The organism is Plantibacter sp. CFBP 8798 (assembly GCF_014841195.1).
Taxonomy (GTDB): Bacteria; Actinomycetota; Actinomycetes; order Actinomycetales; family Microbacteriaceae; genus Plantibacter; species Plantibacter auratus.
Genome location: NZ_JACYTS010000001.1, coordinates 861,658 through 874,008, shown reverse-complemented (window position 1 = coordinate 874,008; position 12,351 = coordinate 861,658). Strand labels below are relative to the sequence as shown.

Annotated in this window: 13 protein-coding genes; 9 read left to right on the top strand and 4 right to left on the bottom strand. The window is 70.2% G+C overall.

All coding sequences use genetic code 11. The annotated features are described in order from the left end of the window. Window positions 1-6: 6 nt before the first annotated feature. Window positions 7-501 carry an FBP domain-containing protein gene (locus IFU30_RS04175; RefSeq protein ID WP_192004417.1) on the bottom strand — a complete coding sequence of 165 codons (495 nt, stop codon included), beginning with the start codon at window positions 499-501 and terminating at the stop codon, window positions 7-9. A 327-nt stretch (window positions 502-828) separates the two neighbouring features. Here IFU30_RS04175 and IFU30_RS04170 point away from each other — a divergent pair, with 327 nt between their 5' ends. Further along, window positions 829-2,037 carry a cysteine desulfurase-like protein gene (locus IFU30_RS04170; RefSeq protein WP_192004416.1) on the top strand — a complete coding sequence of 403 codons (1,209 nt, stop codon included), beginning with the start codon at window positions 829-831 and terminating at the stop codon, window positions 2,035-2,037. Window positions 2,038-2,101: 64 nt separating this feature from the next. Here IFU30_RS04170 and IFU30_RS04165 read toward each other — a convergent pair whose 3' ends face one another. Both IFU30_RS04165 and IFU30_RS04160 read right to left on the bottom strand, forming a co-directional pair. Further along, complete coding sequence (locus tag IFU30_RS04165) at window positions 2,102-2,383, bottom strand: hypothetical protein (RefSeq protein ID WP_192004415.1); 282 nt, start codon at window positions 2,381-2,383, stop codon at window positions 2,102-2,104. Between the two features lie 97 nt (window positions 2,384-2,480). Next, window positions 2,481-2,963, bottom strand: coding sequence for a MarR family winged helix-turn-helix transcriptional regulator (locus tag IFU30_RS04160; RefSeq protein WP_079001201.1), 483 nt, complete (start codon window positions 2,961-2,963; stop codon window positions 2,481-2,483). A 105-nt stretch (window positions 2,964-3,068) separates the two neighbouring features. Here IFU30_RS04160 and IFU30_RS04155 point away from each other — a divergent pair, with 105 nt between their 5' ends. From IFU30_RS04155 to IFU30_RS04145, 3 genes are all read left to right on the top strand, one after another. Beyond that, window positions 3,069-3,641 (top strand): NADPH-dependent F420 reductase, encoded by a 573-nt coding sequence (locus IFU30_RS04155; protein WP_192004414.1) that lies wholly within the window; start codon window positions 3,069-3,071, stop codon window positions 3,639-3,641. A 66-nt stretch (window positions 3,642-3,707) separates the two neighbouring features. Further along, window positions 3,708-4,592: a TolB family protein gene (locus IFU30_RS04150; RefSeq protein ID WP_192004413.1), complete on the top strand. Its 885-nt coding sequence runs from the start codon at window positions 3,708-3,710 to the stop codon at window positions 4,590-4,592. Window positions 4,593-4,671: 79 nt separating this feature from the next. After that, window positions 4,672-5,370 (top strand): IclR family transcriptional regulator domain-containing protein, encoded by a 699-nt coding sequence (locus IFU30_RS04145; protein ID WP_192004412.1) that lies wholly within the window; start codon window positions 4,672-4,674, stop codon window positions 5,368-5,370. 6 nt (window positions 5,371-5,376) lie between these two features. On the opposite strand, the gene IFU30_RS04140 is transcribed toward IFU30_RS04145, so the two are convergent. Then, the gene (locus IFU30_RS04140; RefSeq protein WP_138946222.1) at window positions 5,377-6,750 is read right to left on the bottom strand and encodes an MFS transporter; all 1,374 of its coding nucleotides are present in this window, start codon (window positions 6,748-6,750) and stop codon (window positions 5,377-5,379) included. A 157-nt stretch (window positions 6,751-6,907) separates the two neighbouring features. Between IFU30_RS04140 and IFU30_RS04135 the strand changes: the two genes are divergently transcribed. The 5 genes from IFU30_RS04135 to hpaE are packed head-to-tail and all read left to right on the top strand — an operon-like array spanning window position 6,908 to window position 12,306. Beyond that, window positions 6,908-7,690: a 2-keto-4-pentenoate hydratase gene (locus tag IFU30_RS04135; RefSeq protein WP_192004411.1), complete on the top strand. Its 783-nt coding sequence runs from the start codon at window positions 6,908-6,910 to the stop codon at window positions 7,688-7,690. Then, on the top strand, window positions 7,675-8,487 hold the full coding sequence (locus IFU30_RS04130; protein WP_192004410.1) for an HpcH/HpaI aldolase family protein: 813 nt from the start codon (window positions 7,675-7,677) through the stop codon (window positions 8,485-8,487). Before IFU30_RS04135 ends, IFU30_RS04130 begins: the two co-directional genes overlap by 16 nt. Before the next feature lie 59 nt (window positions 8,488-8,546). Beyond that, window positions 8,547-10,052, top strand: a complete 1,506-nt coding sequence (locus IFU30_RS04125) for a fumarylacetoacetate hydrolase family protein (RefSeq protein ID WP_192004409.1) — start codon at window positions 8,547-8,549, stop codon at window positions 10,050-10,052. Then, window positions 10,049-10,795 carry a GntR family transcriptional regulator gene (locus IFU30_RS04120; RefSeq protein WP_192004408.1) on the top strand — a complete coding sequence of 249 codons (747 nt, stop codon included), beginning with the start codon at window positions 10,049-10,051 and terminating at the stop codon, window positions 10,793-10,795. Before IFU30_RS04125 ends, IFU30_RS04120 begins: the two co-directional genes overlap by 4 nt. Next, entirely contained in the window at window positions 10,792-12,306 is a 1,515-nt protein-coding gene (hpaE, locus tag IFU30_RS04115; protein ID WP_192004407.1) for a 5-carboxymethyl-2-hydroxymuconate semialdehyde dehydrogenase, read from the top strand. The genes IFU30_RS04120 and hpaE overlap by 4 nt, the downstream gene beginning before the upstream one ends. Window positions 12,307-12,351: the final 45 nt, after the last annotated feature.

Sequence of the window (12,351 nt, the reverse complement as noted above, 5' to 3'; positions counted from 1 at the left end):
AGGAGGTCAGCCGACGCCGTTCAGGACCGAGGAGGCGAAGGACGCGGCGCGGACGCTGAGCGTCGCGATGCGCTCCTGGCGGGCCGCCTCCGCGTCGAAACCGACGTAGGCGAGCGGCGGCAGCTTCCGCACGTTGGACGAGCACTGGAAGTCGGCGCAGACGAGCGTGCCGACCGTGTCGCCGTTCTTGCCGGCCTGTCCGGCCCGCTTCGCGCTGTAGAACACGACGTCGTTGCTGAGCGTGATGTCCTGGCACCACGCGCACTGCGGGCGGGTGCGGGGCATCGCGTCGGCCTGCCGGAGCAGGATGCCGACGGGTTCGCCGTCGACGATCGTGATGACATAAGCGCGTCGCGGCAGCTTCTTGTCGCGCCACCCGAGGAAGTCACGCACCTCGAAGTCGATCGCGTCCAGGTCGGCAGGAAGGCTCACGTCACTGACCTCCTTGCGCGATGCGTTGACGAAGGAGGCTCGGATCTGGGATTCGTTCAGGGGGATCATGGGTTCACCGGTTTCGGCTGGGCCGTCGTGGAGACGGCGGAGAGACCCTCCGCGCGTCGGTGCGCCGCGGTGGGTACGTCAGGGTGCGCGGCCCCGTCGTCGTCGCTCGCACGAGCGCGATGGACGAGGCCGACGTCCTCACCGGGTGGGCGAGGTGGTCGACCGGGTGCGCTGCTCTCTCGGGCCGGCGTTGCGGACGCCGACGACCTCCAGACGCCCGACACGGGGCGGAGCGATGAGCATGGACACACAGGCACTGTATCAAGCGATGGCGCGCTCGCTCCCCTGGTCCGCACGTTCAGGCTCCCGGCGCGGCAGGATGGACGCATGACCCTCGACGTCGCCCTCCTCCGCACCGCGTTCCCCTCCCTCGCCTCGGGCATCGCCCACTTCGACGGCCCCGGCGGCACCCAGACGCCACTCGCCGTCGGCCAGGCCATCCTCGACACCCTCACCGGGCCACTGTCCAACCGGGGCTCGTCGGTCGCCTCCGAGCGTCGGGCGGACGACGCCGTGACCGCCTTCCGCGCGGCGTGCGCCGACCTGCTCGCCGCCGATCCACGCGGCATCGTCTACGGTCGCAGCGCGACCCAGCTCACCTACGACTTCTCCCGGCACCTGTCGCGCGGCTGGATCGCTGGCGACGAGATCGTCCTCTCCCGACTCGACCACGACGCGAACGTGCGTCCGTGGGTGCAGGCGGCGGACCGCGCGGGTGCGACCGTGCGCTGGATCGACCTGGACCCGGCGACGGGCGAGCTCGACCTCGCGGACCTCGACGCCCTCGTCACCGAACAGACGAGGCTCGTCGCCGTGACCGCCGCGTCGAACCTCCTCGGCACCATCCCGCCGGTGCGGACGATCGCCGACCGGGCGCACGCGGTCGGCGCGCTCGTCTGGGTCGACGGCGTCCACTACACGGCGCACCACGTCGTCGACGTCGAGGCCCTCGGCGCCGACTTCTTCGTCTGCTCGCCGTACAAGTTCTTCGGGCCGCACTGCGGTGTCCTCGCCGCGTCGCCGGCGCTGCTCGAGTCGATCCACCCCGACAAACTGCTGCCGTCGACGAACGTGGTGCCCGAGCGCTTCGAGTTCGGCACGCTGCCCTACGAGCTCATGGCCGGCGTGACGGCGGCCATCGGCGTGCTCGCGTCGATCGACCCCGGTGACGCCACGACGAGACGAGACCGTCTCGTGGCCTCCGCCGCTGCCGTCCACCAGCGGGAACTCGCGCTGCGCAGCCGTATCGAGGACGAGCTCGCCGACCTCGGCCCGCTCGTCGAGCTGCACTCGCGAGCCGCCGAGCGCACGGCGACGCTGTTCATGACGTTCCCGGGCAGGCGTGCAGCCGACGCGGCCGCGTTCCTCGCCGCTCGCGACGTCCTCGCACCGGCTGGCTCGTTCTACGCGGTCGAGCCGTTCGCGGCGCTCGGCCTCGACGACGTCGGCGGCCTCCGCGTCGGCGTCGCCCCGTACACCTCGGACGAGGACGTCGACCGCCTGCTCGATGGCATCAGAGCCTTCCTCGCGGACTGACCGGCTCGCCGGTTGAACGGCTCGCCGGTTGAACGGTTGGCGAGCCAGCCCGGCGACAGCGCCCTCAGGATCGCTTGCCGCTCTCACGTCGCAGCACGACGAACCCGGCGACCATGACGACCGCCCCGAGGACGAGGGTGATGATCCGGAAGAACCCGAAGTCGTCGACACCGAAGATCAGGGGTCCGGCGAAGAGGAACGTGGCGCCGACGAAGTACCAGACGGAGGTCGTCCCACCGTTGAGCGAGGTGGGCCGTGGCGTCGATTCGGGCTGTGCCGAGGCAGGACCGTCCTGGGGCACCTCGTCCCCGTGTGGTGCAGGTTCGGGCTGCGTCGATCCGGTCATCATTCGCTCCGATCCGCGTCGCGCTCGGTGGTGTCCACGACGTCGAGCCCCACGCTACGCAACCCTCGAGCGCCGCGAATCCCCCAGGTGACGGAGATCAGGCCTCGCTGGCGAACATCCGTCCGTCGGGGTCGAGCTTCGTCAGGAGGGCGGCGGAGATCTCACCGAGCTGCTCGATCTGCGCCGGCGTCAGTGCGTCGAGGACCAGGGACCGCACGTGCTCGACGTGGCCCGGTGCGGCCTGGACGACCTTGTCCCAGCCCGCATCGGTGAGCGTCACGTTCGTCGCCCGTCGATCCTCCGGGCACGGTGTCCGCGCCACGAAGCCGGCCTCCTCCAAGCGCGTCAGCACCCGCGACAAACGAGGCAGTGTCGCGTTCGTCCGGGCCGCGAGCGCCGAGGTGCGCAGCGTGCGGCCCGGGGTCTCAGACAGCATCGCGAGCGTGAAGTAGTCGAAGTGCGTCAGGTGCTCGTCCCGCGTGAGCTGGAGGTCGAGCGCGGCCGGCAGGAGTTCGAGCACCGCGGCGAAGCGCACCCAGGAGCGTTGCTCGTCGTCGCTCAGCCATCGCGTCTCGGTCATGTCTCCAGCGTAGCAATAGTTGCGCCTACAACTAACCGGTGTTACGTTAGTTGTATCAACAACCAATTGACCCGTGACCAGGCGGCCACGAGAAGGAGCATCGTCATGACGAACGTCACCATCTTCGGAACCGGCAACATGGGCAGCGCCATCGCCGGTGTCCTCGCAGCAGGCGGCGCCTCCGTCGACCACCTCGGATCGGCCGAGACCGGCACGATCACCGGCGACGTCGTCGTCCTCGCGGTCCCCTACCCGGCCCTCGCGACGATCGTCGAGCAGTACGCCGACCAGCTCGCGGGCAAGGTCGTCGTCGACATCACCAACCCACTCGACTTCTCGACCTTCGACGCCCTCACCGTCCCCGCCGGCAGCTCGGCTGCAGCGGAACTGCAGGCGAAGCTCCCGAGCTCCCACGTCCTCAAGGCCTTCAACACGAACTTCGCCGCTACCCTCGCCGCGAAGCGGGTGGGCGACGTGGCCACTACGGTCCTCATCGCCGGGGACGACGCCGACGCCAAGGCCGCACTCCAGCAGCTCGTGACCGCCGGTGGCCTCGAGGCCGTCGACGCCGGGTCCCTCAAGCGCGCCCACGAACTCGAGGCGATCGGCTTCCTGCAGCTCACGTTGGCGGCGTCAGAGAAGATCTCCTGGACCGCGGGGTTCGCGCTCGTCAAGTAGTCGTCGGATCGTGATCCGGGAGGAACGATCCTCCCGGATCGCGACGGACTGGAGGACGATGGGCGCATGACCTTCCGCGCCCTCGCCCCCGGCCAGCGTTCCAGCGTCCTGCTCGGCGGTCCGCACGATGACGCGCCCGTCCTCCTCTTCGAGACCGACGAGCTCCTCGTCGAAGCGCCGAACTGGTCCCTCGACGGCCGGACGCTGTACCTCAACGGCAACGGGCGACTCTGGGCGCTCACGGTCGACGACCCGACCGCGGGGCTCACGCCGATCGAATTCCACGGCCTCCCCGAGCTCAACAACGACCACGTCCTCGACCCCGACGGCGAACACATCCTCCTCTCGGCGATGGACGGTCACATCTACCGCGGTGCCCTCACCGGCGGACCGGTCACGAAGCTCACCGCCGACGACGACCGGTGGCACTTCCTCCACGGCGTCTCACCCGACGGCACGCGGATCGCGTACGTCGAACTCGAAGGCTTCGAGCACCCCGGTCGACTCGCGATCGCTCCGGCGGTCGAAGGCGGCGGTCCCGTCACCGTCCTCGACACGGGCGACGGCCACCTCGACGGCCCGGAGTGGTCGCCCGACGGCCGGTGGCTGCTCTGCAACACGGAACACTTCGGCACGGCCCCGGGCCATGCCCAGCTCGCGCGGATCCCGGACGGCGGCGGCGAGCTCGAGCAGCTCGTCGTGAGCGGCACCGTCGACTGGTTCCCGCACCTCTCCCCCGACGCCCACCTGGCCTCCTACATCGCCTTCCCCGCCGGCACGATCGGACACCCCGCCGATCTCGACGTCGAGGTCCGGCTCGTCTCGACCGACGACTGGGCGACCCCGCTCCGCCACTACCCGCTGTTCGGCGGCCAGGGCACGCTCAACGTGAACAGCTGGGCACCCGACAGCTCACGGTTCGCCTTCGTCGCCTACCCGATCACGAGCTGAATCGCCCGATTCTGCGCGGTTTCGGCGAAGAATCGCACCGATCCGGGCGACTCAGGGGGCTCGTCGATAGGGTCGGAGCGTGACCGATGCCAGCAGCGCCCACTCCCAGACGCTCTCGCGCGGCATCCGGATCCTCGAGGTCCTGGCCGACGCGCGCACCCCGCTCACGATCGACGCCCTGAGCGCGATGCTCGGCTTGCACCGCAGCGTCACCTACCGCCTGCTGCGCACGCTCGAAGACCACCGCCTGGTCGTCCGCGACGGTGCCGGACGGATCGCGCTCGGATCGCGCCTGGCAGCCCTCGCCGCCGGCGTCTCGCACGACCTGCAGGCCGCCGCCCTGCCCGAGCTGACGGCGATCGCGAACGAGCTCGGCATGACCTGCTTCCTCACCGTGCTGGACGGCGACGAGATCGTCACCCTCGTCAGCGTCGAGCCACGGCACACGATGGGGTCGATCGCGCAGCGGCCAGGCACCCGGCACCCGGTCGGCGTCGGCGCTCCCGGCAAGGCGATCGCGTCCCGTCTGTCGGAAGCGCAGTGGCCGGACGCCCTCGACGACGATCACCGCGCCGAGCTGGCCGTGGTCCGCGAACAGGGCTGGGCGTCGAGCCACGACGAGGTCATCACCGGTCTCCGCGCCGTCGCGGTTCCACTCGCTGTGCACGGCTCGCCGGCAGCCGCCCTCGCGGTCGTCTATGTCTCCAGCAGCCGCCCCGAAACCGAGATCGCGGCCCGCCTCATCGAGGGGGCCGCGACCATCGCGTCGTCGGTCTGACCGCGGCTACCTCCGCGCGCCGTAGACCTGACCACGGCTCTGCTCGTCCTCCGCCTCGCCACCGAGCGGGATACCCGTGCGGTCGCGCAGGAGGAGGGTCGCCGCGAAGGCGATGACGATCATGCCGGCGATGTAGAACGCGACGCTCGTCGACGACCCCGTGACCTGCACCAGCCAGGTCGCGATCGTCGGCGCGAACGCTCCGCCGAGGATGGCGCCGATCGCGTAGGTGACCGACACACCCGTGTACCGGATCGACGCCGGGAACAGCTCGGCGAAGTACGCCGCCTGCGGCCCGTAGGTGAACCCGTTGCCGATCGTGAACAGCGCGAGCCCGAGGAACAACAACCACGGGTTGCCGGTGTTCACGAGCGGGAAGAGCACGAAGACAGTGGCCAGGAACGCGACCCAGCCGATGATGTAGGTGTTGCGTCGGCCGATCCGGTCGGAGAGCGAACCCGCGAACCACGTGACGATGAGCCAGACGATGGCCGACCCGGTCACCGCGAGCAGGACCGGTGTCCGTTCCATACCCACCAGGCCACCGTCGGCGAGCGGGGTCGTCGCGTAGTTCTGGATGTAGCCGCCCGTGGTCATGTAGCCGGCGGCGTTGTTGCCGGCGAAGGTGAGCGCCGCGAGCAGCACGAGCAGCCAATGGTGGCGGAAGAGCTCGACGATCGGGACCCGGCGACGCTCCTTGTTCCGGGCGAGGGCGACGAAGACGGGGCTCTCGTCGACCTTCCGGCGCACGACGTAGCCGACGATGATCAGCACGAAGCTCAGCAGGAACGGGATCCGCCAGCCCCACTCGAGGAACGCCGCGCCGGGCGAGATCACGCCCGTCATGAGGGCGAGCATGCCCGAGGCGAGGAGGAGTCCGATCGGGACGCCGATCTGCGGGAACGCACCGAACCGGCCTCGGCGACCGGTGGGGGCGTGTTCGACGGCCATGAGGACGGCGCCGCCCCACTCCCCGCCGGTGGAGAGACCCTGCAGGATGCGGAGGAACACGAGCAGTGCCGGGGCGATGATCCCGATCTGGTCGTACGTCGGCAGCAGACCGATGAGCGTCGTGGCAGCACCCATGAGGAAGAGCGTGATGACGAGCATCTTCTTCCGGCCGATGCGGTCGCCGAAGTGCCCGGCGACGAATGCGCCGAGCGGCCGGAACAGGAAGCTGACGCCGACCGTCGCGAACGACAGCAGCAGCGCGGCCTGCGGTCCCGCCGGCTGGAAGAAGAGCTGCGAGAAGACGAGTCCTGCGGCGCTCGCGTAGAGGAAGAAGTCGTACCACTCGACCGTGGTGCCGATGACGGTGGCGAAGGCCACGCGCCGGAGTTCCGCGGGCGTCGTCGCTCGCGCCAGTGATGCGGTTGTCATTGTCTCGAGACCCCTTTGTCCGTCGCGGCCCGTCATTGGACCGCCAGAATGTACACCACATCGTATACAATCGTGGTCACCGCGCAAGAGGCAGTCGATGACGACGCACCGTATCGTGATCGCAAGCCGCAGTCGATGCAGATGAGGACGGGACGCGATGCAGGATCACGAACGACAGGCGATCGCCGACGAGCTGGCGGCGGCGCACGAGGGGCGGAGCGTCATCCCCCTCCTCACCGCCCGGCACCCGGACATGACCATCGAGGACTCCTACGCCGTGCAGGCGCTGTGGGCCGAACGCCGCATCGCCGCCGGTCGGCGCGTCGTCGGCCACAAGATCGGCCTCACCTCGAAGGCGATGCAGCAGGCCACCGGGATCACCGAACCCGACTACGGCGTCATCCTCGACGACCAGGTCTTCGACTCGGGCGCGACGCTCGACTTCGACGCCTACTCCAACGTCCGCGTGGAGGTCGAGCTGGCCTTCGTCCTCGGTCGCCCGCTGCAGGGACCGCACTGCACGATCTTCGAGGTGCTCGACGCGACCGACCACATCGTGCCGGCGCTCGAGGTCCTCAACTCCCACATCGAACTCGACGGTCGCACGATCGTCGACACCATCGCCGACAACGCGGCACTCGGTGCCATGGTGCTCGGCGGAACACCCGTCCGCCCCGACGCGATCGACCCGCGCTGGGTCTCGGCCCTGCTCTACCGCAACCAGACCATCGAGGAGTCGGGGGTCGCCGGCGCCGTCCTCGGGCACCCGGCACTCGGCGTCGCGTGGCTCGCCGGCAAGCTCGCCCAGCACGGCGGGAGTCTCGCCGCCGGGGAGATCATCCTGTCGGGATCGTTCACGAGACCGATGTGGGTCGAACGGGGCGACACCGTCCACGCCGAATACCAGGGACTGGGAGCCGTGACATGCCGATTCGAATGACCCTGCCGCCGACCTTCGGCGAGCGCCTGCGCACCGCGGATCGCCCCCTCATCGGCATGTGGGTGGTGTCTGGCAGCCCGATCGCGGCGGAGATCGCGGCGGGCAGCGGGCTCGACCTGCTCCTCATCGACGGCGAGCACTCGGCGAACACCCTGGAGAGCATCCAGCTACAGCTGCAGGTGGTGGCCGCCTTCCCGGTGTGTCCGCTGGTGCGGGTGCCGTTCGGCGACGCGGTCGTCATCAAGCAGGTGCTCGACCTCGGGGCGCAGAACCTCATCGTGCCCATGGTGTCGTCGGCCGAGCAGGCGGCGGCGCTCGTGCAGGCCGTGCGGTACCCGCCGCAGGGCGTCCGCGGGGTCGGCAGCGCGCTCGCGAGGTCCTCCCGCTGGAACCGGATCGACGACTACCTCGCGCAGGCGAACGATTCGGTGTCGCTCACGGTGCAGATCGAGTCGGCGGAGGCCGTCGAGCAGGCGGACGAGATCCTCGCGGTCGACGGCGTGGACGCGGTGTTCGTCGGTCCGGCCGACCTCTCGGCGTCGCTCGGACTGCTCGGCCAGCAGGGGCACCCCACCGTGGTCAGCGCTGTCGAGCGGGTGCTCGATGCCGCCGCCGCCGCCGGGAAGCCGGCCGGCGTGAACGCCTTCGACCCCGTCATGGCCGAGCACTACCTCGACCGCGGGGCGTCCTTCGTCCTCGTCGGTGCGGATGTGTCGCTCCTCGCCCGCGCATCCGAGCAGTTGGCGGAGCGCTTCATCGACGGCCGGAGCGACGCGACCCGCAGCGACGGGTACTGACCCTTTCCGACCGCGTCCGGATCGTATACGATTCTGGATACCGACAACGAGGACGTGTGATGAGTAGCCACCAGGGCATCGAAGGCCTCCCGAACAGCGGGGGCGGCAAGATCATCGCCGTCCACCTCAACTACCCGTCGCGAGCGGCCCAGCGCGGCCGCACGCCGGAGCACCCCTCGTACTTCCTCAAGCCGTGGTCCTCCGTCTCAGGCACGGGCGGCACTATCGAGCGTCCGGCCGGCGCGGAACTGCTCGCCTTCGAGGGCGAGATCGCGATCATCATCGGTACCGCGGCCCGCCGCGTCCGCGTCGAGGACGCCTGGCAGCACGTCTCGGGCGTCACCGCGGCGAACGACTTCGGGCTCTACGACCTCCGCAGTGCCGACAAGGGGTCGAACCTGCGCTCGAAGGGCGGCGACGGCTACACGCCCCTCGGCCCGTCCGTCATCCCCGCCGAGCAGATCGATCCGGCCGCCCTCCGCGTGCGCACCTGGGTCAACGGCGTCGTCGTCCAAGACGACACGAGCGACACGCTGCTCTTCCCCTTCGCCCAGCTCATCGCCGACCTCTCGCAGCTCGCGACGCTCGAGCCCGGCGACGTCATCCTCACCGGCACACCCGCCGGCTCCTCCGTCGTCGTGCCCGGCGACGTCGTCGAGGTCGAGGTCGACGCACCGACCGCACCCGGCACCCCGACGAGCGGTCGACTCGTGACGACGGTCGTCGAGGGCACCGAACCCTTCGGCGGGTTCGGCGCGAAGCCGGCCGTCGACGACCATCAGCGCATCGAGGCCTGGGGGGACGCTGCGGCGGCGGGTCTGCCCTCCGATAAGCTCAGGGACCGGGACGGTCTCGGTCATCGGGTCGCCGAACCGCTCGACACCGCGGTCGCCGAGCAGCTCGCCTCGGTCTCGACGGCGACGCTCAGCGCCAAGCTGCGGGCCCGCGGGTACACCGAGGTCTTCATCGAGGGCGTCCAAGCCTCGCGACCGGGCACGCGCATGGTCGGCGTGGCCCGCACCCTGCGCTTCGTCGCCTACCGGCCCGACCTCTTCGCCGAGCGCGGGAACGGCTTCAACGCGCAGAAGCGCATCTTCGACACCGTCGAAGCCGGGGAGGTCATCGTGATCGAGGCACGCGGCGAGCGCGGCACGGGCACCGTCGGCGACGTCCTCGCGCTTCGTGCGCAGCAGCGGGGAGCGGCCGGGGTCGTCACCGACGGCGGCATCCGCGATGCCGAGCAGGTCGCGGCGTTCGAGCTGCCGACCTTCTCGCAGGGTCCGCACCCGTCCGTCCTCGGGCGCCGCCATGTGCCGTGGGAGATCGACGTGGCGGTCACCTGCGGCGGGGCGACGGTCCTGCCCGGCGACGTGATCGTCGGAGACGGTGACGGCGTCATCGCGATCCCCCGGGCGCTCGCCGCCGAGGTCGCCGCGGAGGCGGTCGTGCAGGAGGCGGAGGACGCCTGGATCGCCGAGCAGGTCCGTGGTGGTGCCGCCGTCGACGGCCTCTTCCCGCTGAACGCCGAGTGGCGGGCGCGATACGAGAGCGAGCAGGGGCGATGAGCGGACCACAACCGACGACCGGGCAGGAAGCGTCGCTCAGCAAGTCCGAGCGCGCCTACCGGTTCATCCGCGAGGCCATCGATGAGGGGCGCTTCGTCCCCGGGTACCGGCTGGTGCTCGGACAGATCGCCGGTGAGCTCGACATCAGCGTGGTCCCGGTGCGCGAGGCGATCCGCCGGCTGGAGGCCGAGGGGCTCGTGACGTTCGAGCGCAACGTCGGCGCGCAGGTCGCGATGCTGCACGAGACCGAGTACCTCTTCACGATGCAGACGCTCGCCCTCGTCGAGGGCGCAGCGACCTCGATGAGTGCCGCTTACCTCACCGACCACCATCTGGCCCGCGCTCGAGAGATCAACGAGCGGATGCGCCGCACGCTCGACGACTTCGACCCGCACGCGTTCACGGCGCTGAACCTGGAGTTCCACACCGTCCTCTTCGAGGAGTGCCCGAACCCGCACGTCCTCGACCTCGTCCATCGCGGCTGGCGGCGGCTGACCGCACTCCGCGATTCGACGTTCAGCTTCGTGCCCGGCCGCGCGCGGGAGTCGGTCGCCGAGCACGACGGCATCCTCGAACTCATCGCCGCCGGCGCGCAGCCGCTCGAGATCGAGATCGCCGCCCGCGACCACCGCACCGCGACGCTCGACGCCATGCTCGCCTACCAGGCGGAGCACCAGCCGCCCACGACGGCCCGCCCGCCGTCGTCACCGCCGTCCACCACCGACCGGAGGAACCACCCATGACCCAGCACGTTCCGGCAGCGTTGCCCGACCGTATCCGGCACTTCATCGACGGCGCGTTCGTCGACTCGGTCGACGGCGACACCTTCGACGTCCTCGACCCCGTGTCGAACGAGACCTACGTCCAGGCCGCCGCCGGCAAGCAGGCGGAGGTCGACCTCGCCGTCGCCGCCGCCAAGCGCGCTTTCGACGAGGGTCCGTGGCCGCGGCTCCTCCCCCGCGAGCGCAGCCGGATCCTGCACCGGGTCGCCGACGCAGTCGAAGCGCAGGACGCCCGCCTCGCGGAGCTGGAGAGCTTCGACACCGGCCTGCCGATCACGCAGGCGCTCGGTCAGGCGAAGCGCGCCGCCGAGAATTTCCGGTTCTTCGCCGACCTGATCGTCGCCCAGCACGACGACACCTACAAGGTGCCCGGGCGGCAGGTGAACTACGTCAACCGCAAGCCCATCGGCGTCGCGGGGCTCATCACGCCGTGGAACACGCCGTTCATGCTCGAAAGCTGGAAGCTCGCTCCGGCGCTCGCGACCGGGAACACGGTCGTCCTGAAGCCGGCGGAGTTCACCCCGCTCTCGGCAAGCCTGTGGGCGGACATCTTCCGCGACGCCGGCGTGCCCGACGGCGTGTTCAACCTCGTGAACGGGCTCGGCGAGGACGCCGGCGACGCCCTCGTGAAGCACCCGGACGTGCCGCTCATCTCGTTCACCGGCGAGAGCAGCACCGGTCAGCTCATCTTCGCGAACGCCGCGCCGTTCCTGAAGGGGCTCTCGATGGAGCTCGGCGGCAAGTCACCGGCCGTCGTGTTCGCCGACGCCGACCTCGACGACGCCCTCGACGCGACGGTGTTCGGGGTGTTCTCCCTGAACGGTGAGCGCTGCACCGCCGGCAGCCGCATCCTCGTCGAGCGGAGTGTCTACGACGACTTCGTCGAGCGCTACGCCGAGCGTGCCCGCAACATCGTCGTCGGGCACCCGAACGACCCGGCCACCGAGGTCGGCGCGCTCGTGCACCCGGAGCACTACGAGAAGGTCATGGGCTACGTCGAGATCGGCAAGACCGAGGGCCGCCTCGTCGCCGGCGGCGGTCGCCCCGAGGGGTTCCCGACCGGCAATTACGTCGCGCCGACGGTCTTCGCCGACGTCCCGCCGACCGCACGGATCTTCCAAGAGGAGATCTTCGGGCCGGTCGTCGCAATCACCCCCTTCGACTCCGATGAGGAGGCACTCGCGCTCGCGAACGACACGAAGTACGGGCTCGCCGCCTACATCTGGACGAACGACCTCAAGCGGGCCCACACCTTCTCGCAGAACGTGCAGGCCGGGATGGTGTGGCTGAACTCGAACAACGTGCGCGACCTCCGCACCCCGTTCGGCGGGGTGAAGGCCTCGGGGCTCGGGCACGAGGGCGGCTACCGCTCGATCGACTTCTACACCGACCAGCAGGCGGTGCACATCACGCTGAACCAGGCGCACTCCCCACGCTTCGGGACCGGCGGGCCGCTGCAGGCCGCGCACTGACCGCTCCCGGTCGACCTCCACCCAGCAACCGAGATCAGCAAGGAC

Excerpts from the sequence above, each read along its gene's own strand:
- IFU30_RS04135 (WP_192004411.1), top strand. The coding sequence starts at position 6,908 with ATGCAGGATCACGAACGACAGGCGATCGCCGACGAGCTGGCGGCGGCG.
- IFU30_RS04120 (WP_192004408.1), top strand. The coding sequence starts at position 10,049 with ATGAGCGGACCACAACCGACGACCGGGCAGGAAGCGTCGCTCAGCAAG.
- IFU30_RS04165 (WP_192004415.1), bottom strand. The coding sequence starts at position 2,383 with ATGACCGGATCGACGCAGCCCGAACCTGCACCACACGGGGACGAGGTG.
- IFU30_RS04170 (WP_192004416.1), top strand. The coding sequence starts at position 829 with ATGACCCTCGACGTCGCCCTCCTCCGCACCGCGTTCCCCTCCCTCGCC.
- IFU30_RS04150 (WP_192004413.1), top strand. The coding sequence starts at position 3,708 with ATGACCTTCCGCGCCCTCGCCCCCGGCCAGCGTTCCAGCGTCCTGCTC.
- IFU30_RS04175 (WP_192004417.1), bottom strand. The coding sequence starts at position 501 with ATGATCCCCCTGAACGAATCCCAGATCCGAGCCTCCTTCGTCAACGCA.
- IFU30_RS04155 (WP_192004414.1), top strand. The coding sequence starts at position 3,069 with ATGACGAACGTCACCATCTTCGGAACCGGCAACATGGGCAGCGCCATC.
- hpaE (WP_192004407.1), top strand. The coding sequence starts at position 10,792 with ATGACCCAGCACGTTCCGGCAGCGTTGCCCGACCGTATCCGGCACTTC.
- IFU30_RS04160 (WP_079001201.1), bottom strand. The coding sequence starts at position 2,963 with ATGACCGAGACGCGATGGCTGAGCGACGACGAGCAACGCTCCTGGGTG.
- IFU30_RS04125 (WP_192004409.1), top strand. The coding sequence starts at position 8,547 with ATGAGTAGCCACCAGGGCATCGAAGGCCTCCCGAACAGCGGGGGCGGC.
- IFU30_RS04140 (WP_138946222.1), bottom strand. The coding sequence starts at position 6,750 with ATGACAACCGCATCACTGGCGCGAGCGACGACGCCCGCGGAACTCCGG.
- IFU30_RS04130 (WP_192004410.1), top strand. The coding sequence starts at position 7,675 with ATGCCGATTCGAATGACCCTGCCGCCGACCTTCGGCGAGCGCCTGCGC.